This window comes from Achromobacter deleyi (genome assembly GCF_013116765.2).
In the GTDB taxonomy this organism is placed as follows: domain Bacteria; phylum Pseudomonadota; class Gammaproteobacteria; order Burkholderiales; family Burkholderiaceae_B; genus Achromobacter; species Achromobacter deleyi_A.
In genome coordinates, this window is sequence record NZ_CP074375.1 from 5,396,212 (window position 1) to 5,417,060 (window position 20,849).

Genomic DNA, 20,849 nt, shown 5'->3' on the forward strand with positions numbered 1-20,849 from the left:
TGTTTTCCAGGCACTTACGAACTGTTCACGTGGTTGATTATGAAGCCGGTTGTTGTCAAGAATTGCAGGATCCTGAATACCCGAACGCTGGTGCTTGAAAGCGCCACGAATGTGCTGATCGAAGACGGACTCATCTCCCGCATCAGCGCCGACGATCTGGCGCGGCCGGATGCGCAAATCGTGGACGCCAAAGGCATGACCTTGATGCCCGGCATGATCGACTGCCACGTACATGTGGTGGCATCGTCCTTCAATCTGGGCCGCGTGGCCGCGCTGCCGAATGCACTGGCGCTGCTGCGGGCCTTGCCCATCATGCAGGGCATGCTGGACCGGGGCTTCACCTCGGTGCGGGACGCGGGCGGGGCGGACTGGGCGCTGGCGCAAGCCGTGCTCGATGGCGTGGTCGACGGGCCGCGGCTGTTCTGCTCGGGCAAGGCCCTGTCGCAAACCGGCGGCCATGGCGATTTCCGGCAGCGCAACGACGAACTCGATCCCTGCCCCTGCTCGGTCAAGATCGGCAACATCGGCCGGGTGGTGGACGGCGTCGACAACTGCCGGCTGGCGGTGCGCGAAGAAATCCTGAAAGGCGCGACGCAGATCAAGGTCATGGCCTCCGGCGGCGTGGCCTCGCCCAATGATCCCATCCAGAACCTGGGCTTTTCCGAGGCCGAGCTGGTCGCCATCGTGGAAGAGGCCAGCAACGCCAATACCTATGTCATGGCGCACGCCTACACGCCTAGGGCGATCTCGCGCGCCGTGCGCTGCGGCGTACGCACCATCGAGCACGGCAACCTGGTCGACCACGAGGCGGCGCGGGTGATGAAGGAGCACGGCGCCTACATGGTGCCCACGCTGATCACCTACGAAGGCCTGGCCAACGACGGCGAGCGCTATGGGCTGCCGCTGGACTCCGTCAAGAAGATCGCGACCGTGCGTACCCAGGGCCTGAAGGCGCTGGAGATCCTGGATGAGGTGGGCGTGAAGATGGGCTACGGCAGCGATCTGCTGGGCGAGACCCACTACATGCAGGCGGACGAGCTGCCGCTGCGCGCCCGCGTGCTGGGCAACGCCAAGGTGATCCAGCAGGCAACCCTGATCGGGGCCGAGATCCTCAACCAGGAAGGCCTGCTCGGCGAAGTCCGCGAGGGCGCGTACGCCGACCTGCTGCTGATCGACGGCAATCCGCTGGACAACATCGAACTGCTGACCCGGCCCGAGTCCATCAAGCTGATCGTGAATCGCGGATTGCTGCACAAGAACGACTGCTGACGTCCCTACTCAATATTTCTCGGAACTCCCTTCACCATGTATTCAGTATCGGACCGCCTGGAGCGGCTTCCCTTCAGCAGCTTTCATTTCCGACTGCTGCTGATCGGCGGCCTGGGGCTCGCCTTTGAAGCGCTGGACGCCGGCATCATCGCCTTCATCATTCCTTCCTTGCGCACCCAGTGGGGCCTGACCACCGGCGAAGTCGGCTGGATCGCCAGCAGCACCTATGTCGGATTCCTGGTCGGCGCGCTGTTCTCGGGCATTCTGGGCGACCGCTATGGCCGCAAGAAAATCATGATGTGGGCACTGCTGCTGTTCTGCGTGGCCACCTTCATCAATGCCTTCGCCAGGAACTACCACGAGTTCTACATCCTGCGCATGATCGCGGGCATCGGCATGGGAGCCGAAGGCGCGATCATCGCCCCGTATCTGGCGGAGTTCGTCAGCAGCAAGTACCGCGGCCGATTCACGGGCGCGCTGGCCGGCTTCTTTTCTTTCGGCTTTGTCATGTCGGCCTTGCTGGGCTACTTCATCGTGCCGCTCAGCGAGGATGGCTGGCGCTGGATCATGATCATCGCCTCGGTGCCGGTGGTCTTCCTGCTGTGGTGGCGCAAGTCGCTGTTCGAATCGCCGCGCTGGCTTGAGCACAGCGGGCAGACCGCCGAAGCCAACCGCATCTGCTCGATGATCGAAGCCGAGGTGCAGCAGAAACTCGGCCGCCCGCTGCCGACTCCCGTGGCGACCCGCCGGGCCGCTTCCGCCGTGGCCGAGCCGCAGGGCGCGATGGCCAAGCTGGCATCGCTGTTCTCGAAAACGTATCTGGGCACCACCGTGCTGGTCTGGGTCTTCTGGATCACCGTGCTGTTTTGCTATTACGCATTCCTGGTGTGGATTCCCAGCCTGCTGGTCGAGCGCGGTTTCACGATCACCAAGAGCTTTTCGTACACCATCCTGATCTACCTGTCGCAGATTCCCGGCTACTTTTCTGCTGCGTACTTCAACGACAGAATCGGCCGCAAGTACACCATCCTGGCTTATATGCTGCTGTCGTGCCTGTCTGCCCTGGGCCTGGCGCTGGCCACCGGCGAGCACCAGATCATCATGCTGAGCATGCTGCTGTCGTTCGGCATGAATGGCGTCATCGCGGGCCAGTACACCTATACCGCCGAGATCTATCCCACCTCGATCCGGGCGACCGGCATGGGCGCGGCGTCCGCCTTTGCGCGGATCGGCTCCATCGCATCCCCGACCATCGTGGGCGTGGCGTACCCGGTGCTGGGCTTTGCCGGCGTGTTCGCCATGATGACGGCCATTCTGCTGATCGGCGGGTTGGGCATTCTGTTCTATGGCAAGAACACGCGCGGCGTGGTGCTTGAGGAGATCAACGCATGACGACGACTGCGACGGCATGGCGGCCATGGGCCGAGCACGCGCGGGCCCTGGGCCTGGCGCGCGGCCGGCAGGCGCAGTGGGGCGCGATATCGCGCCTGCTTGAGGAGGCCTTCGGTCATCGGCTGTTCACCGCGCTGCTGTACTTGCAAGAGCTTCGCCTGATGAAGCGGCTGCACACTTCCGACGAGAGCATCAGCCCGCTGGGCGGCTTCAAGGCAACCGGCAACGGCCCTTGGTCGCGCCATGTGCTGGAACAGGGATTGATGTATGTGGCCCGCGACGAGGACGATGTGCGTACGGTGTTTTCCGAAGCGCCGCTGCTGATTGAACGTGGGCTGCAATCGGCTTTCAATATTCCCGTGCGCCACGAAGGCCGGGTGATCGGATCGCTCAACATGCTTGCCGGCCGCCATGCCTACGATCAGGCCGATCAGGATCTGGCCGCCGTGATCGCCGGGCTGTGCGTGCCGGTCTTCATCGAGGAAATGCTGGCCGCGCAATCGGCGGCCGAAGGGGTCGACCGGTCCAGTCTGGACAGCGTCTGAGCCGATAGGCGGCGCCGGCTCCCCGACGCCGCCCGCCTTGCGCCGATCACGCTGCCCGCTTGGCCTGCACCACCAGGAACACGCCAAGAAGGATCAGCACCGATGCGATCACCAGGATGCGGGTCACGGGCTCTCCCAGGAACAGCGTACCGCCGAAGGCCGCCAGGACCGGGACGCTGAGTTGCACGGTGGCGGCGTGCGTCACCTTGAGTTCCTTCAGCGCGGCATACCAGAAGATGTAGCCCAGGCCCGAGGTCACCGCGCCGGAAGCCACGGCGTATCCGATGCCGGCGGCATCGAACTCGACATGGGACAGCTGGAAATTCAGGAGAAACAGGACAATGGCGATCGGGGCGGCACGGATGAAGTTGCCGGCCGTCGCCGATGCCGGATCCTTCGCGCCCCGGCCCAACAATGAATAGACGCCCCAGGCGACGCCGGACACGATCATCAGGCAGGCCTGGAACAGGGGCGGGGCGCTGAAGGCAGGCAGAAGAAGGGCGGCCAGTCCGCAGACGGCGAGGCCCACCCCCACGCCCTGCACGAAAGAAAGTCTTTCACCGATCAGCAGCCCGTACAGGATCATGCTGATCTGAATCGACGCGAACAGCAGCAGGGCGCCCGTGCCGGCGGGTATGCGCGTATAGGCAAAGGAAAACGCCACCGCATAGGCAAGCAGCGCCAGGGCCCCGTACCAGTTTCCCTCCAGCGGCCGGGCGTTCCGTTTGCGCAGATGAAGCACCAGCCAGAGCATGAGCGCGCCGGAGACGATGCGCAGGGCGACAAACGTGGTCGGATCGATCGCGGTCTGCTTGAGCGCGATACGGCACAGCAGCGAGTTCCCGGCAAAGGCCAGAAGCGCAAGCTGGGTAAGGAAAAAAATGCGGGGGGGCATGGCGCGAGCCTTTCCATCAACCCTGCGAGCTTCCCGGCCGCCGGTCAGCCCGACTTTGTGCCAGCCGGGTATGGAAGTGTTCGTGCCGGGGCTGTCAGCGCGTCCGCTGCGCGTCCACCGGCCCGGTGACCGTGATCACCAAGGGCACGCCGTTGATTTCGCGGGGCAGGCGCGCCGCTACACCGGCATCGACCACACCCACGGCGAGCGCCTCTTCTCCGGGGCGGCCGGTGCTGACGCCGACCGAGACGACGCCAGGGGTGGCCAGGAGCCGCGCTTCCTCGCTAGCCAGTAGTTCCCCGACCGTTCCGCTGGCGCGGGCTTCGGCTGGGCTGTATTCGACGGGGCCGGCGCCGGTAAAGTCTGGGCCTGGGGTTTGTGTGTCGCTCATGGCGCCAACTCCTCTAACCTGGTCGAATCAAGTGTACTCGGCCGCCCTGGATAGTGACAGGGCAGCCGGGGGCCTGGTCAGGGCAGCAGTCTGATGTTCAGTGCGGAAAACACGGACCCGATGGGATTGGCAAAAGTGGTGCCACCGCCGCCCGCGAACAGCAGGGCGACTGGCCGCACACCGGCAGCCCAATGCCAGATCAGCGAACCGGAATCACCCCCCGCCGAGAACGGGTTGCTGTTGACCGATTGAATCGCGATCTGGTTGCGGAACAACGCGACGCGGCCGCCACCGTAATTCACGTTAACCGACACGCCGATCTGCGTGACGCGGCCCTGGGTAAGGCCGGTCGTGCGGCCGCTCTTTCCCACAATCAGCCCGAGCGAGGCGGCCAGGGCGGCTGTGCCAGTCCGGTAGTAGGCCGCGCTGCCGCCCGACAGGTAATACTGTTCGCCACGGATACGCTCGTGCCACGCCCAGGCGAAGGCCGCGTCCACGAAGTTCGCCGCGCCGCCGAAGGCGATCGGCACCCAGCGCGCCAGCACCGCGATCTGGTCTCCAGGATGACGGCCGCCATCCGCCGCGCCCGGCTGGATGATGCTGTCGTTCACGCTCGCGACATTGGAATTCGCCAACACATGATTGTTGCTGAGAATCAGGTGCCGGTTGGTCCACGGCGCCGTCAGCCCGATCGCCCGGCTTCCGAGCGTTCCCGCCGTGACATTCACGTGTCCCACTGAAACCCCGCCCGGCGCCGGACGGTGCCGCGCCCGGTGCGAATAGGCGTCCACCACGCCCACCGGCACCTGTTGCACGGGCACGCTCGATAGTGCGCGCGTGCCGGCGGCTTGCGCCACCTGGCCCAGAACGGCCTCCTGCGGCATGGCGCTCTCGGTGAAGATCGTCAGCACCGGTTCGCCGGGACCGCCAGCGCCAAAAGTGACGTTGGTCGGGTCTGGCAAGCCTATCCCGACACCGACAATGCCCTCTGTGGAAGGGCCTTCGGAAAGCGATCGGAATTCGCCGGACGCCGAGAGCAACTGCGCTTCGATCGCGTCCCTGAGCGCCAGCAGGTCGTTCGAAACGCCCGCCTCGGCAAAAACGGCTTGTTGTTCCGCCTCTTGGCTTAGCGCTTCAAGGCCGGCGGAGTCAGAATCCGGGTTCTCGGGCGCCCCGGACGAGGATTTGCCACTGGCAGATCCGCCGTCTTCTTCTTCGCCCGGGTTGTCCACCCGTGGGGTATTGTTGTTCTTTCCTGACATGACAGTGTCCTCCAACAATATAAGTACTCGTTAGCTAGAACCGTGCAGAAATTGCACGAGGCTATAAGTCGCCCCACGGCTCGAAGAGCAGGCAGGGGCTTGGAGCCCAACATGGACTGGCAGTGCTGCCGGGCTGCCGGTACTCGGGTACTCGGAAAAGGTCTGTCGATTGCTCCTTGAGGTGAACGGCCGGTCTGGCCGGATGGGGGGCAGTCCCAGTGCCGCGCGCGAGTCCTGCAATGGACGATCGGCGGCCTTAGGACCAGGGGGGATGTTCGGGAGCGGCCTGCTGGTGGCAGGCCAGGCGCAGGTCTGCCGGAGTGTTCCGAGGTGGTGCGTTCGATGAAGAACGAGGCACGTCCAGCCGGGCGGGTGAGAACGCCCAGTGATCTGTCCGATGCGCGGCTGCCAGGGACTGCGCGCTAGTTGGTTTCCCGTTGGACTAGGCCGATCTCTGGATGCGAGCCATTATTTGGCCGCGCTCGCCGCTTGTGTATGGGCAAGTTGGAGTATGGACAAGGTCGGCCCGCGGGACTCGGTTTAGATCCGGATGGTGACCAGCACCGGCCGACGGGCGTCGTTCTCCTGGGCGGGCGGCTGTTGCGTGTGAATGCCTGGGGCTGGATTTTTTTGGGGGGGCGTCGAGGCGCGGCTGAACCTGCTCTTCAAGAGTGCGGTCAACGTACGTCGGGGATGGGGCTGTTAAGGCCAATCGCGCTGGAGGTTTGGAACTTCCAGGGATTTTTTAGATGGTGCCCGGGGCCGGAATCGAACCGGCACGCCTTGCGGCGGGGGATTTTGAGTTGGGGACTTACAGTGCCTCTACAGGGAAATGCAGGGAATTATATAGAAGATTGAAATAGGTGAAATTAGTTCTAAATCAGTAGGTTAGCGTATTTTAACCAGGTTCGTGAAAACTGGTGTCTGTACCGATACTGTACTGAATTCGATACGCTGCGGCAGCATTGTTCAAAAACAGCAGCGGTTCACCAGTCCAACTTGTAGGACTTGTCAGATCGGATTTCGTCAATTGCCTGCTTAATTACAAGCTGGGCATCGTGAGTAAGCCGAGCTATATCGTTTTCAATCCGCGTAAGATATTCTTCGCCGCCATATGAGCGGTGTACTCGTTTGAGGATTCTGGTAGTGTCGCCACATAAATATGCTGTCAGGGCTAAGTCACCGGGATCCCATGATGACCCCATGAATGCATCGACTAGTTCTCGACGTGCGGTCTTGCATCGATCCCAGTCGAAAAATGGAACGAATTTCAATAGGTCAGGTACATCGTCATCGGCTTTAGCCAATTCTCGATAGATCGCTGGAAACAGGGCTGTAATCATTCGCGAGACGGGCTGACGACGAGCGCGAAGTAGCGATGGCATTAGCAAGCCAGCCGTGTCAAGAAAAACCTTGCTCGATGCTTTCTCTGCATCTGCCATAAGCACGGCGCAGGCGTTGTTGGCTGCCTCTGTCAAATCAATCACGCCCCGCCCATTCAACGAGCGGGCAATTTCATCGACAGCACTGACGATACGCTTTCGAGCAGCCGACGATGCCTTCTCAAAAGCGATAAGGTTGCGACTGGCGACATCCACGTCAACGCCTCGTTCTAGTCCCCCCCTGATCACCGATCTACCGTCAAGACGCTTGCCGAGTATGCTGAGAAGCATGGAAAGGAACTCGATTTCGTCTCCATCGAACCGATTGCGCAGACATCTTTCCATCGCATGTACAGCAATGTCGAACCTCTGCGAAGCATCAAGCTTTGGGAGGATGGTCTGGACGACGCTAATAAAAGTGTTAATGGGGAGGCCTGCGTGCATCACCGCCCTCGAAAGTATGTCCACCGCATCTTCTGGGAGACGCGCGACCAAGCGGTCGTAGATACTATCGTCGGAAAACAACGTCGCGAACTGTCTATCATCGGCCTTCCGCAGTACTCCCAAGAGCAGTGCAATGAGCGATGCGTTTGGTAGTCGCGTCTCGTCTAGAAGCCAGCGCACGTCTTCTTGGGTGGGTTCGACTGTCCTCGCGAGCAACTCGTGCCTTCGTTCGGTGGCACCAGATGATATTAGAACCTCTCGAACCGCTGGTAGTCCCCCAGTCTCACGCGCCCGGTCAACGAGTATGGCAGTAAGCTGTTGCGCTTGGAAGTCGTTCGCATTACCTAGCCAACGCAACTCAGCTGCGATGCCCTCCGGATCGAGTTTTTTAAAGATAGGAACGGCAGCAGAAAGCTGTCGGTCCTCAATCAAGAAGGGGAGCAGCTTCGCGCCGGCCTTATCCGCGAGGTCTTGATCGACCTCAGCGAGGACGACTCCCATCCTTTCAATTAGTTCATCATTACTGGCTATTCGCCCAGTCAGTGCGCCGCCATGAGAGACAAGATGTGCAATGATGTCCATAGGCGCTTTCAGAAGCGCTTGTTCCACACGTGGTGACGTCCCGTTAGCGAGCCCTTCAGCAATGCTGGGGATCAAGGCGCTAATCGCACCCTTAGGATCGGGTTGTTGCAATAACGTGACTGCTCCGTCGGGAGCAGACTCGGCAAGTTTCACTGTAAGTTGCTCGACCGCTTGCCGGCTGGCTGGCATGTCGTGCCCTTGTAACTTCCGCATGATCGCACTAACGAAGTCCCAGGCGCCATCGGGAGACAAGCTGCGTATGGCCCTACGCGTAGCCTCGGCCAACCGAGGCTCTAACAATTTCATCGCCTCTGAACTACTGACCTTCCCCGAATTCGCAATGTCCAGTAGTCCTAAGGCGGCAGAGGGTGCCCGGTCCAATTTGTTGAGCAGTTCATCCCATAAAAATGCTATACGGAGTGCAGCCGTGCTGTCCGCGTCACGTTTGCCGAGCAATTTGAGTTCGCGATCGGACAATAGTCTTGGCATCGGTTCTTCGAAGACGCGCCGCACTATTGTTCCTGTCCACTTATGGCGATCGGTGCCATACGAGCGGCCATCTATACGACGTCCCGTCCAGTCGGAGAATCGAGATTTGGCATTCGAAGGCGCGAAAACAAGGTCGAGGTCGCGACCCGATACTTTTCGAGGTGATAGAGAGAATGTCGACAGCGCGAACCGTCGTCGAATGTCAGGCCACAATGCTGTTAGCAGGCGCAAAGCGATCAACTCTGGATCGGGAGCGTCAAACACCACAATGGGCTTAACGTCCTCTAGAAAAAGAGCTTCAAGCAGCTCGCTAGCGCTGAAGTTTGGCGTGGGAGGGAGGCAAGCTCCGAGCTGTTCTTCCAGGTCGACACGCACCGCATCCGTCTCGGTCGGCAGTTCGGTCGAGTTGAGCAGACTCAGAATGGGAGTCAGCGTGGGCGCCTCGGCCCAGGCCGTTGCGTCGAGCAGCACACTCTTGGTTCGGACACAACCGGCCCGAGGGACTGTCAGGTCTTGCCAAGTCCTTGCAATAACGTAGTAATTTCCACTTGGTAACGGATAGGCCGACAGATAGGGGGTGAATTGTTCCCGAGGGCGGAGAGGCCCAGCAACGTCTGAAAGGCGATCTACAACCGACTGATCGTCTTTGGATAGCACGACTGATGACGCCAGAAGCTGATGTCCCTTACGATAGCCGTGAATCTGTATTTCCGCTGTAATCACAGTTTATAGACCTACTGCCCAGGCAATCGGTAGGGTGACGTCGGGATCCTTTCGCCATACGCTACCGTCGTGTACGGCGACCCATCCTTGTCCATCTAGTCCTTCCTCTAAAAAAAACTGTCTATAGTCGGGATCGTGCTTCAGATCACCGCCGACAATGCTGAGCCCGAATACCTGGACATCTAGATCTTCTAGATCTTCTAGTCTGCCGCCAACAAGCGGATACTCGCGCTCGATATAGGCCGCGGGCCCCTGTTCGAACATGCCCGCATCAACGAGGTCCCATGCGGCGACGACGACTGAAAGGCGTGGGCGCCCACCGTCGCTTCGGTTAGTGAGTGACATTTCAAGAAAACGGATTAGCTCACATAGCATTACTTGCGTTGGTAGACCCTGGTCTTCCTCGTCACCGAGCTTCCCTAGCATATTACGCGACGTAACCCAATCGAGGGGCCGTACATCTTGGTCGGAGCCAACTCGTATGAAGAGAAGTGCAGCGTCCGCGTTTCGCAGTTCGTCCATCCAGTCTGGGTCAATTTCGCCGTCAATAACCGCTTGACGCCATAGCTCACCGGAAATGTCTGGCACAACAACTCTGGACTGCGGGCCCGTTTCACTTGCGGCGACGACAACTTCAAAGTCACGACGCACGTCGCTATGTTCGGAGCGGGGTGCGAAGCCACCTTCGAAAAGGTGGTCGGTGACTTCGAGTACGAAGTTGATATCGTGGGGTTGCTCTGCAGCCCGTAATGCGCCTGTTCCACAGTCGAGCGCCCGCCACAGACGGCCGATATAGTTGGTCTTTCCCGAGTCGGGACCACCAATTAGTACGATCGATCGGCTCATCTATCCCTCCTATAACTCAAATACGCGCGATCGTCATCGACCGGTTCTGTCGATTGCCAAAATATCGGTTGTTCGAGCGGCGCGTCGACAGTCCTGTCGATCAATTCGGCTATACCGAATCCCGGCGGTACATCGGGATTGTCGGAGAACGGCGCGATGTTTACTATCTCCGTGTTCGCGCCGCGCCGGCCGAATTCTGCCCTTAATTTCGCGGCCACGGCATCCTCGAGAGGATGCAAATCACGATGTGTCACTACTGTTATCAAGCGTGGAATGCGGCCGTGTAGCATGGTGCTGAGACGTCCGGCGAGCTGCCCTACCCGTGCTATGAGGCCATGACGTTTCTCGATATTGGCTAGTGCGCGACCGTCAAGTACGATCCAGATGGCCTCTGCTGATTTGATGAAGTCTAGCCGGTCTGATCGGGCGACATTTACGAACGCTTGTGTCCACTCTCCGGGTATGTCGGGGAGTGCCAGATCGACCCGTCGGCCATCTGACCTTCTGACGAGCCTCAGGTGGAGAAAGCCTGGGCCGTGATCGTCCGATAATTCGGTATGGACTGTCATTTGATCGGGTGCCTGACCATTATTCCAGTCCCGGGCGCCGCGCGCAATTTCTTCAAAACCGGTGAGGCTCTTGCTGTCCGCAAAAGTCCATCCTTTTAACATCGCGTGTGAGAGGAGCAGATACAGACTGGCCAGACATGCCGTTTTGCCTGATTCTGGATCACCGAGAATGCCGACAACCTTGACATATCTGGTACCCATCAGGGCATTCAGATTTTCCAGTCCGAGTGTTTGGCTTGAAGGAAAAGCAGAGGCGCGCGTTGGTTGCTCAAGTACAGGCGCTCCCAGCCTTTCACTGACCTGTGATGCAATCTCGTCGCTACTTTGAGGAGTCGTTGGTGCGGCGTCGGCAACTACCCTACCGAGACGGTTTTCGCAGGTCGACGGATCGCGTTCAAGTGCGCACGTTTGTGTCTCGTCAACGGTACACCCTTCGTAGTTGCAGGATCCACTCATAGTTTCCCCGGGCCTTCAGACATCATCCGGGCGAGTCCTGCTTCCAGCAGAGCACGCGCACCCCACTCCGAAACGTGCCGCTTCACGGTCGCACCTGGCTTATTAGTTTCACCAGTGATCAACGCATAAAGGAACGGGAAGACGACGGGGTACTTGACAACGCTGCTTTCGATGAACGGCGTGGAGAGTGGACCCCGATCGTCGCCGATGGTCGTTAGTATCTCTGCCAAATCGAGTTTTGGATCCTGTTCTAACGTGCGAAGGACAAGCTCCCTATGTATCTCGCAGGGAAGGCGACGAAGCATCCTTGCTCCTTCAATCCCGGCAGAGACAATCCGTGTCGGCTCAACTATCGCGGATAGTTGCCTGTGGAGTAGACGGCTACGACCCAATTGAGCCCACCACAGGAAATCCAGTTCTTCTCGATCCAAGGCTGAATTCCGACGTAGGGCTTCGACTGTACGGCCCATGGCCTCTTGGAAATTGTTTGTTACCGCATTGTTTTCGCCAATAACGATTTCCACGGCCGATGGATCAGGGACACTCGAACGTTCCCTTGCTTTTTCGGCTGCGGTAGTGGCCCAGGTGACCGCAGCGTCAAGGACTTCGCGACGCAGAGTCTCGCGACGTTCGGCCTCTAATGCCGGCTGATATGCGAGCGCGGACCATATGGCGGCGGCATACACGTCTTGGGTCGTCCATCCACCAGCGCCCGGGGTGGAACTTAGAATGGAAACTATAGCCATACCAGCGCAGACGCCCACCTCAAGTGGTCGCTCTTCGCAAAGAAAAGAGGGAGCTTTTTTTTGAATGGCTTTTTGAACTTCATCTCCTAAAGCTGATGAAGAACTGCCATTGCTTCCGAGAGCGTCAGCAACATCTGCAGCTTTGGAGAGTATGGTCGAAACGTTCCTTTCCTTAACCCATTTCGTAGCCAGGCTAGCTGCTGCTGTGCGCCGGGAATTGACGTCATCGTCGGTTATTGTGACACCGGAGATTCTCATATGAACGGCTATATTTTCCATTACTGTGTCCCTTCCTTACGTTCGCCGACCAACTCATCAATCATCGTCTGTATCGCATCTAGCTTGCCATTCCGGACAAGCATGTCAAATAGCTTGCGTTCTAAACCCTGCGACATCCGTTCATCCGAATTTTCTGAAAGCGCATCCAATTCCACCAAGATGCGCAAGCGTTCTCCCTCTAGCAAGTCACGGAAGAACCTGAGTCGAGCAGTCTCATAACCTTCGGCTTTCGGTGACATGGGTTGAGGCCCCTCTTCCTGGGACTCCATTGGTACCATTTCGATTGCCGGTTCCGTAGGGCGGTGAGCGGCTTCCGAAATGGGCTTATCTTCAGACCGAGTCATTGTGCGTGAGTCCGGCCGACTAGCCCTGCGGAAATACGGTGAGGCTAATCGAAAGCTGGGGCTTCTCCCGCCGAGACGGTTTTCATCGGCTTCGAAACAGGTGCGTCGCGGGTTCCATGCTCGAGGGTGCATTGTCACTGACAAGCTATCGGTCTCTGCTTCCCAGTCGAATTCTATGATGTTGTAAGTGAAGGTATAGATTTCGTCGGACCGGTAGGGTACGGTAGCGCCAGCCGCCAGCATCATAATGTCGCTCCCAGCCTCGACATTTTCGACTGAAACCTTCGGGTTGTGCTCATGACCTGATATGAACACCCGTGCACGGCTGCGAATATAATCCCGTACTTGATCTTGGTCCTTGTACCAGTTCAGAGGATGGTGTACGAGAACAATATTCTCTACCCCGTCTGTGCGAGGTATTGTGAACTGGCGCTCTCCTATCATCAGCTCGGGGTGCTCATCCCGTTCTTTTCCGTGGCAGAGCAAGGATGAGTTAAATCTAATAAAACGGATCATACGGCCCGGAGCGAGGGTCACTTCCATTTCTGAGGCAAACGCTCCTTCGTTGTTGAGGGGGCAGTTATATGCGAAGCTGAATTTCCCATAGTCTTCGAATCGGGCAAACAAAACTGCCCGATCCATCGGGTTGTTCAATACTTGTTCATACTCCTCGGCCCCTCCGGCACGAATATGATTCAGAATCCCTTGTCCCGCAATCGAAAGTTTGGATCGATCAAGGTCATGGTTTCCTGGCACCATCTGCACACGATGAATTTCTACGCCGATATTTGCGGCAAGCTCGTCGAGCCACTTGCCAGCCTCTTCGTATTCGGCCCATTTCCCCGATTGGGCGATGTCTCCTGTGACCAAGATGCCATGAGCCACTCCATTAGCTATCGTCGAAACAACATCTTTGGCATCGGCTATCAGCTGTTGCTTCACGTCAGCATGAATATAGACTCGATCATTCTTCTCTTGACCGAAGTGAATGTCGGATACATGAACAAAGACCGCCGGCATAGACCTCCTCTATCTTCCTTAAGAACCTAACGTATGTACTCGGCGAGCCAAATTAAGTGGAAATCCCGAAATTAACGATAAAGCCCATGTGACAATTACCGGCGACAGCCTATCCTGCACTAGTCCCCAAACCCTAAATTCCTTCGTCATGACGAAGACTTTGGGAGCGTTAACGCGTCAGCGCGCGGCTGCACAAACTCTTGCAGGCTGATCTGACCATCGATGAAACGCTGGGCGTGGGCCTCATCGGCTTCACTGAGCGAGAAACCTTCTAGACCGACGGAGGCTCGCGCGTAGTTAACAGCCGATTGGCGCCGACAGCGTTCGGTCTCTGATATGGTTTTGTGGGGCTGTAACCCGCATTTACCTTCGCCAGCCATGGTGTCTCCTTGCTGCAGGTAACTCGATTTTACAAGAGGTACGCGTATTTTGGCTTAGGTACACGCAACCTCATGGGTGGTGCGCTGAAATTGTCTTGTTTTATCTGCTATGGATCGCCTGTATTAGCCTGCATCGTAGTTTCCAAAGAGGCTTTGCCTCTCTGGACGCTCCACCCTCGCCGGCGGGAGCCTCGGGGGCAGGGGTTACGGGCCGCTGGCCCGGAACTCCTGTCCCCGGGGCATAGCGTGGCGCGCTCCTGCCGCGTCAAGGGGCCGTGTCCTCGCCCTGCGGGGCTGCGGGCCGCACCAACCCCTTGACCCGCCATCCGCTTGAGAGCACCGCTCCTGACGTTGTTTGGCTGGAAGAGGGGGCAAGGGCGGGACCGGAAGCCGCAGCCCGAAGCGGAGCGTAGGGAACGGGTGAGGATACCGGGCGTAGCCTTTACCCTTGACCCGTCTGGAGGCCGTGCAGCCTGTGGCAAGGGGTAGGAACAAGGCGAAGCCGCCGGGCCTGCCCCGCAGCCAGTCCGGCAAGATCGGACGCGGGATGCAACCGAAGAGGTTGCCCAAGCGAAGCGCGGAGATTTGCCGCTAGAAATGAAAAGGCCTCGCCAAAAGCGAGGCCAATGCAGGGGCAGATGGCAGGCTATTCGCCTTTGACGGAGCCGCCTGTAGCCGGCCCCCAGTTTTTGCCCATGTTCTGCAAGACGTGTTGCCGGTACGCTGGGTTCCACATTGTGTTGCCTGCTGCGAGATGATTGAGCCGGCCCCCGGTGACCATCATGCCGCTTTGCATGTCGCGGCGAGTTGTTTGACGGTTGAGAACTTGAGTTACGGGGGATGCGGCGGCCTGGCTGACTTGCCTAAGCGTGATACCCGCCGAGGACACGCCTCCGGCCAGGTGCGATGCTGCCTCATATGCGCGTTGCAGCAAGAACAGGGTGACGCCCGTGACGATCAGGATTTCAAGCATTGTGGCAATAGGATGGTCAGTGGTGACGGCCAAAACTTTGGCCGTAAGGGCACTGAAAAACTTCATGCCCATGCCGAGAACCGTTGTCACCAAGGCGATTTGCATGATGTAGGTCATCACTTGGCCAAACCAGCTATCAAACCATTTCGCGGTGACGGGGAACATCAGCATGGCGATGAAGAACGGCCCGATGCCAAGCATGAGGGTGAGCATGATTTTGGCAACGATCACCATTGCCCCCGCCGGAATGGCAATGATGAGCGTGGCGGCGTAAATGATTAGGGCGTTTAGCAGGTCCCAAAACACCATGCCAATCTCATACCAGCGCCGTTTTCCCATCTTGTCGAGCATATCGCCGCCGATCTGGAAGCCATCGGACACCGCCTTATCGAGCACATGATAAACCGAGGTTGCGGACGTACTGCTGCCGGATGCCGAGAAGGCGTCAGCGACGCCCGTTTCCAGGCCGCGCAATGCCTCGACAACCCATGACAGGTACGTAGGGGCGCTCAGTGCCAAACAGCCAATGACGATGAACTTCCCGCAAGTCTTCATGAAGTTTGAGGCAGGGGCTTCGACATATCCGAAGATGATGGCGAATCCCATCATCACGAGTGTGAGCGTGCCACCGTAGATGAAGATGTCAGTGAACATGGAAATGACATTGCCCGACGTCACCTGAACAAACGCGTTCAGCGTCATGTCGATGCTTTCGCCCATCCATTCAAAGATATTAGATTCAATAGCCACTATTTGCCCCCTTCGAGCACATTGATTGGCTCATGCTTTGTGTATCCGCGCTTCTCAACCGTCAGATGGTTCTGGGCGGTGACGGCATTTATGCAGTTCGGTGATGCGTCCGACTCGCCAGGGTTATTCCGGCACTTGGAAACCATCGCAGTGCGCTCGGCATCGTGCGCTTTGTACCAATCCACGGTTTGGACCGGCTCGGTCTGGTCGCAGCCCGCGAGTGTTGCTGCGACGAAAAGGGTGAGAACGAGCTTTTTCATTTCCGCATCTCCTGTGTGTTGATTTCGATGGTTCGGCCGCCGGTGTATTGGCTCTCGTGCTGCTGCAATACGCCGAGTGCGTGAGCCAGCTCGGCCGCGTCGATGATGCGTAGCGCCGCAACTGTGCGAAGTGCGCTTTCACGCGTGCCAGCCCAATTGCCTGCGATTCGCCCGCTAGAGTTGCGCAGGACGAACGCGCAACCACCGAGGCAGGACAGTGAAATCAATGCCGCCATCCATGAAGACGTCGGACTCGACTGGCCGGGCAGGACAACCCCGGACCAATCTAGCGCCGCGATCACGAAGGGGAGGATGGCGAAGGCTGCGCCCAGAATGTCACCTTGAACAAGCGAAGGCGCGCGGCGGCCGACCTCGCGCGTGACACCAAGGCGGTCTATGCATTGCCACCACCGGCGCATGAACATCAGTGTGAAAAAGCAAATTGCCAAAACAGGGATGTGAATATAGGAAATCATGGGCTTGTCTCCTCTTATTTATCCAGCAGATTGAAAGGCTGATGCTTCGTGTATTCACGATTCGCCAGCACCTTCGCGTTGATTTCACGCTGGCGCTGTTCCTGCAACCGGTCTTCCGCTGCCGCGACCATCTGGTACATCTGTAGCTTGGTCTGCTCGTTCTGAATCATGGCCTGCTCGGCCGCGATGCGGCCTTGCAGTTCAGCAATGGCTTTCGGGTCCTGTGTCTGATTGATCTGCCTCATCAACTGGTCGATTTGGCTGAGGCGGTTCTTCGCCGCGTCGTAGGCGTCGAGCGCAAAGGCTTTGTCTTGCGCGCCCTTGACAGCCTGCGCTTCGCAGTTGGTGCGCTGCTCGTTCGAGGCGAAGCCGGTGCAGGCGTCATACACCTTGTTGTTGTCGTAGATGGCTTCAGCGCGCCCGCTCAGGCCAGCATAGCCGCCTGATTTCACGCTGTCATAGACCCCTTGCCAGTCTTGCGGTAGGTAGTCACGCAGCTGCGGGTTGTTGAACAGTTCGCCCATGCCGCGCGTGCCAGTGACCGCAGCGTATTGCTGCTTCATCTGGTCGATCTGGCTGACCATCTGGTCGTACTGCATCTTCCACTTCGCCATCGTTTCGATCTGGTTTTCCACGCTCTTGGCGATGGAAGCGCCATCTGTCACGGGGATTTGTGCGAAGGCGGCCAACGACGCGGCAATGCCGACGGCCAGAATGCAAGAGGCTGATAGTTTCTTCATGTTCGCCACTCCTGAGAGGTTGAGGGCGAACGTAGGACCGTGCTGTCCGGTCTGTCGGTCTGTTCAGGGACCGCGCCCAGTACGACTGTGCGTCCTTGGGGCGACTAAGCGGCCGATCTGCTCTCGGCGGTCGGAACCCTTCTTTTCGGGTCGGCACCCGGTACGCTAGGCGTCCTTGGGGCGGTGCAACGTTCGTTGTGGTTAAAGGTACAACCGAAGTTGATTGTACTTACGGTTAATGCAAAGTAGTTTCCGACTACGGCGACCACGCGCGACGGTCAATGATGATGCGGTCCGATAGATACGAGATGTTCGCCAGTTCTGCTAAGGCCATTTCTACGGTTCGGAACCGGTACGGTCTGCCTTTGTCGTCCATGACGTGGTGCTCCGTAGTGCCGTCCTGCACGGCCAAGGCAAAGCCCTTCCAGTAGTGCGCATACAGAATGACCTGCACGTCACCAGTGCGCGCTGGATCATCGCAGTAGTCTTGCAGCGCGTCGTAGCGTAAAGCCATCTTATGGTCCTTCTTGCGCAATCAATCAACGGCTCAGGTCGCCTTTGCCTGGGTGGTTGGTCTTGTCCAGTTGCTGGGTATCCTTGATCACTTCGGTGCTGCTCTGGCTACGCTGTGGGACCTGTAGCGTCCTGTCCTGCGAGGGATCAAGGAACCGGACAATTTCCAGGGCAAGCGATTTGTCCTCTATGCCACCAGCGGCCAAGGCTTTCGCAATGTGCCCGTAGCCATTCCTGATGGCACGTGAAATGCCGGAAAGCCCGCGTTGTTCCCGCTCGGCCGCTTTGGCGCTCTTACCCCGCTTGGCAGCATGTCGCGTTGCCTGCTTGACCGTAGTGTGCGTGTTAGACCGTGCCCTACGCGGTGTGGCATTGGCCTCGATGCCATTTTCACGCAGTGCCTCGGCGAAGCGCTCCCGCCAACGTTGCAGGTCAGCTTTTCGTGGGTTGAGCCGGCTGCCGTCGAGACCCAGCGCCTTAACGCAAAGGTGACCGTGGGGATGGGCTTCATCGTCATGGATGGCGAAGACATACGCGTGGTTGGCGCCGAATTCCGTTTTCGCGAATGCACGGATAGCGTCATTGACCGCGCGTCGGTCGGTGCCGGGTGGCATGGACAGCACGATATTGAACGTTTCGCGGCGCGAGCCGTTATCAGGCAACCCGTACTGGCCGCTTTTCCATTCGTCGCGCACGTCCTGCACAGCCTCACGGCCAAGGATGATTTCACCGTCTTCGTTCTCCAACGCTACCAGGCCGTTGCGCGATATGTAGTCGAGGTGTGCTTTCACCTCCGCGATGCCTTTGCCGCTGCCGGAGATCTTCACCATGACTTCGGGCGCTTTGCGAGTGGTCAGCATCAACTTGTCACGGACCCGAGCGCTGCCGGTCAGCAGCAGAGGCTTGGAGGGTGGTGAAGTGCGTGATCGCGTCACCGTGCGCTTTATGCCTTGGCTGGTTACGGGCTTGGTATAGATGCGTTCGCCCCAGTCCTTCAAAATTCCATCAATGACCAGACTCATTCCAGCCTCCAGCGGTCAATGTTGGCGCGCATGATGTCTGCCACCCGCGCGGTGTGGGTTTTGATATGACGGGTCAGTGTGTCGATACGCTCAGCGGTCACCACCGTCTCCAGCGTGCGTCCCGCGTTCATATGCCGGGCGATCTGGTTCAGGTTGCGGCCGATGGCCAGCAGCCGTGAATTCGATTCGCCCAGCGTCCGTAGCTCTGTCATGCCGAACTGTGGTTCCCCGCTGAGATTGGCCCGTATCAGGTGGATGACCCAGCGATTGGCGGACATGCCCTGCTGCAAGGCCAGTGCCTCGATGCGGGCGTATTCCGTCTCAGTCAGGCGGAGTTCCAAGCGGCGACGCGAAGTATCGGGCTGCTCATGTGTTGATGGAGTGGGCGAAGTGTCCGTTGCCGAACCGTTGAGAAGGCGGACAATGATCTGCCGCAGGCCGTCGCTGGGCGTGCTACCTTGTCGAAGACAAAGTGCCTGCCAACGCCGCTTCAGATCGCTATCTAGTCGAACACATAGTGTGGCCTTGTTGTTTTTCATTTTGGCGTCCTCGCGTGCATGCTCAACTTGGCCTTCAGGTCTTGAAGCCGGGCTAGCGATTCAGCTTTGCTGAGCGGTACTGATTCCGATGTGGGCGACATATCCTGAGTCGCTGCCAGACGTTCCCTTCTGGTTGCTATCGGAATGCCAGCAGCCGGCACGAATCCGCCTGTGCGGTGGCGGTCAACGAGTCCTTTGAGGTAAGCGACCTTCGTCGTTCTGATGGTGCCCGGTTTCTTGATTGCGCCTTCCAGTTCGTCAAGCAAAGCCTGAGCGCTTTCGGCGGGAATGTTGGCGATCAGATTCTGTATCGACATCCTTTCAGCACGAGCCAGCGAGCTAGGGTATTGCAAGCCGTTGCCGGTTTCCGTTGTAGTAGTAGTGTTATAGATAGAGTTAGTGTTAGTAGTAGTGTTACCCGGCCGCCTATCCATACCGTTTGGATAGGGTGTGCATAGGGTATCGGGCTCGCTAACTCCTTGATTAATAAGCGCGTCGCGTGGGGCGCTTTGAATCGATGATTGGCTATCGCTAGGGTCGGCATAGGCTGTCGATACCCTATCGCTAGGAGACGCCAATGCACTGGCTACCGTATCTCGCAGCGGGTCGTCGGCCGGCAGTCGATTGATGAAGTCGTCCACATAGTCGTTGCGCCAGCGTTCGGGAAGGGCTTCGATCTGCTGGAGTGTCTTCTTCCTGAGTGTGGACGCCACGGCCATCTTGGCGGAGTTGTGATCCCACCAGACCTTCACCCAGACGTAGTTCGCGTCAGCGTCGAAATAGATTAGATCGGCGTCAACAAGCCGGCGGATCACGTTTATCAGTTGCGACTCGACATCCCAACCCATTTCCGAGGCTGCAACGCGCAGGACGACTTCATAGGCGCCGATCACATTGCTGAATGGTGAGGTCAGGAAATAGAACAGCGCATAGCGGTCTTCGACCGTGCAGCCTGACAGGCGATTTGAGCGCCATATCTGGTCGTTGATGGTTCTTTGCCGACTCATGTGCGCGGCCCTCGCGTAGCGACCTCTGCGGGCGTGATTTCATCGTCTGTCGGCTGTTCCAGATTCAGCGCTTCCGTGACCTGCAACGTCCGAAAATAAACGCGGCGGCCGACTCGCAGCATGGCTGGTTTCAGCTTGCGCGAAAAGTCGGTATCGGTATAAAGCGCAACGCGGACGCCATCGGGAGATCGACCTAGCAAGGTGGCAACGTCAACGATGCTCATCAACGGTCCAAACCGTCCCAACAAATATTCTCCAGTAGTCATTCATATGCCTCACAAGTTCACCGTAGGTAATGCCAGTCTTTACCGTGAGGGCATGGTTGTCAAACTTAAGTCATTGATTTTAAAGACCAAAATAGGGTGTCCATGAAAACCAAGATTAGGCATCGCCAAATGCCAAGATATGGCGCATTGGTTTTCTTGCGATGAAGCGATCAAGCAAAATAAATCTAGAAATCATGGGCTTAGGCGCGGTCAGAGATGTGCTCTGATTTCGGCGTCTGAAGCGTCGGTGGATAGAGAGAAATTTTGTGGAAAATTACCAACGATGTGA

The 20,849-nt window shown here is 58.3% G+C and carries 21 protein-coding genes; 3 read left to right on the forward strand and 18 right to left on the reverse strand.

The genetic code is table 11. The features are described 5' to 3' along the window. Positions 1-39: 39 nt before the first annotated feature. The 3 genes from HLG70_RS24520 to HLG70_RS24530 are packed head-to-tail and all read left to right on the forward strand — an operon-like array spanning position 40 to position 3,206. A complete protein-coding gene (locus tag HLG70_RS24520; RefSeq protein ID WP_171662993.1) occupies positions 40-1,269 on the forward strand; it encodes a metal-dependent hydrolase family protein in 1,230 nt (409 codons plus the stop codon). A gap of 36 nt (positions 1,270-1,305) precedes the next feature. Beyond that, positions 1,306-2,661, forward strand: coding sequence for an MFS transporter (locus HLG70_RS24525; protein ID WP_171662992.1), 1,356 nt, complete (start codon positions 1,306-1,308; stop codon positions 2,659-2,661). Further along, a complete protein-coding gene (locus HLG70_RS24530; protein WP_171662991.1) occupies positions 2,658-3,206 on the forward strand; it encodes a GAF domain-containing protein in 549 nt (182 codons plus the stop codon). The genes HLG70_RS24525 and HLG70_RS24530 overlap by 4 nt, the downstream gene beginning before the upstream one ends. A gap of 46 nt (positions 3,207-3,252) precedes the next feature. On the opposite strand, the gene HLG70_RS24535 is transcribed toward HLG70_RS24530, so the two are convergent. The 18 genes from HLG70_RS24535 to HLG70_RS24620 form a co-directional block, all read right to left on the reverse strand. Next, positions 3,253-4,101, reverse strand: a complete 849-nt coding sequence (locus HLG70_RS24535) for a DMT family transporter (protein WP_171662990.1) — start codon at positions 4,099-4,101, stop codon at positions 3,253-3,255. Positions 4,102-4,195: 94 nt separating this feature from the next. Then, positions 4,196-4,492: a hypothetical protein gene (locus HLG70_RS24540; protein ID WP_171662989.1), complete on the reverse strand. Its 297-nt coding sequence runs from the start codon at positions 4,490-4,492 to the stop codon at positions 4,196-4,198. Between the two features lie 77 nt (positions 4,493-4,569). After that, positions 4,570-5,754: a S1 family peptidase gene (locus HLG70_RS24545; RefSeq protein ID WP_234103199.1), complete on the reverse strand. Its 1,185-nt coding sequence runs from the start codon at positions 5,752-5,754 to the stop codon at positions 4,570-4,572. Between the two features lie 986 nt (positions 5,755-6,740). Beyond that, positions 6,741-9,374 carry a hypothetical protein gene (locus tag HLG70_RS24550; protein WP_171662988.1) on the reverse strand — a complete coding sequence of 878 codons (2,634 nt, stop codon included), beginning with the start codon at positions 9,372-9,374 and terminating at the stop codon, positions 6,741-6,743. A gap of 3 nt (positions 9,375-9,377) precedes the next feature. Then, positions 9,378-10,220, reverse strand: a complete 843-nt coding sequence (locus HLG70_RS24555; RefSeq protein WP_171662987.1) for a hypothetical protein — start codon at positions 10,218-10,220, stop codon at positions 9,378-9,380. Beyond that, on the reverse strand, positions 10,217-11,245 hold the full coding sequence (locus tag HLG70_RS24560) for a TRAFAC clade GTPase domain-containing protein (protein ID WP_171662986.1): 1,029 nt from the start codon (positions 11,243-11,245) through the stop codon (positions 10,217-10,219). The genes HLG70_RS24555 and HLG70_RS24560 overlap by 4 nt, the downstream gene beginning before the upstream one ends. After that, entirely contained in the window at positions 11,242-12,270 is a 1,029-nt protein-coding gene (locus HLG70_RS24565; protein WP_171662985.1) for a GTPase-associated system all-helical protein GASH, read from the reverse strand. Before HLG70_RS24565 ends, HLG70_RS24560 begins: the two co-directional genes overlap by 4 nt. Next, a complete protein-coding gene (locus HLG70_RS24570) occupies positions 12,270-13,634 on the reverse strand; it encodes a metallophosphoesterase (RefSeq protein WP_171662984.1) in 1,365 nt (454 codons plus the stop codon). Before HLG70_RS24570 ends, HLG70_RS24565 begins: the two co-directional genes overlap by 1 nt. Before the next feature lie 146 nt (positions 13,635-13,780). Beyond that, positions 13,781-14,014, reverse strand: a complete 234-nt coding sequence (locus tag HLG70_RS24575) for an antitoxin VbhA family protein (RefSeq protein WP_171662983.1) — start codon at positions 14,012-14,014, stop codon at positions 13,781-13,783. Between the two features lie 646 nt (positions 14,015-14,660). Continuing rightward, on the reverse strand, positions 14,661-15,737 hold the full coding sequence (locus HLG70_RS24580; RefSeq protein WP_234103203.1) for a type IV secretion system protein: 1,077 nt from the start codon (positions 15,735-15,737) through the stop codon (positions 14,661-14,663). Continuing rightward, a complete protein-coding gene (locus HLG70_RS24585; protein ID WP_112957462.1) occupies positions 15,737-15,997 on the reverse strand; it encodes an EexN family lipoprotein in 261 nt (86 codons plus the stop codon). Before HLG70_RS24585 ends, HLG70_RS24580 begins: the two co-directional genes overlap by 1 nt. After that, positions 15,994-16,473 carry a hypothetical protein gene (locus tag HLG70_RS24590; RefSeq protein ID WP_171662982.1) on the reverse strand — a complete coding sequence of 160 codons (480 nt, stop codon included), beginning with the start codon at positions 16,471-16,473 and terminating at the stop codon, positions 15,994-15,996. The genes HLG70_RS24585 and HLG70_RS24590 overlap by 4 nt, the downstream gene beginning before the upstream one ends. Positions 16,474-16,487: 14 nt before the next feature. Continuing rightward, a complete protein-coding gene (gene virB5 / locus HLG70_RS24595) occupies positions 16,488-17,213 on the reverse strand; it encodes a P-type DNA transfer protein VirB5 (RefSeq protein ID WP_171662981.1) in 726 nt (241 codons plus the stop codon). A gap of 256 nt (positions 17,214-17,469) precedes the next feature. Then, positions 17,470-17,727, reverse strand: coding sequence for a hypothetical protein (locus HLG70_RS24600; RefSeq protein ID WP_234103205.1), 258 nt, complete (start codon positions 17,725-17,727; stop codon positions 17,470-17,472). Positions 17,728-17,752: 25 nt separating this feature from the next. Next, positions 17,753-18,748: a relaxase/mobilization nuclease domain-containing protein gene (locus tag HLG70_RS24605; protein ID WP_171662979.1), complete on the reverse strand. Its 996-nt coding sequence runs from the start codon at positions 18,746-18,748 to the stop codon at positions 17,753-17,755. Beyond that, positions 18,745-19,287, reverse strand: a complete 543-nt coding sequence (gene mobC, locus HLG70_RS24610) for a plasmid mobilization relaxosome protein MobC (protein WP_171662978.1) — start codon at positions 19,285-19,287, stop codon at positions 18,745-18,747. Before mobC ends, HLG70_RS24605 begins: the two co-directional genes overlap by 4 nt. Further along, positions 19,284-20,294, reverse strand: coding sequence for a hypothetical protein (locus HLG70_RS24615; RefSeq protein WP_171662977.1), 1,011 nt, complete (start codon positions 20,292-20,294; stop codon positions 19,284-19,286). The genes mobC and HLG70_RS24615 overlap by 4 nt, the downstream gene beginning before the upstream one ends. Continuing rightward, positions 20,291-20,518, reverse strand: a complete 228-nt coding sequence (locus HLG70_RS24620; protein WP_230594869.1) for a hypothetical protein — start codon at positions 20,516-20,518, stop codon at positions 20,291-20,293. The genes HLG70_RS24615 and HLG70_RS24620 overlap by 4 nt, the downstream gene beginning before the upstream one ends. Positions 20,519-20,849 lie beyond the last annotated feature (331 nt).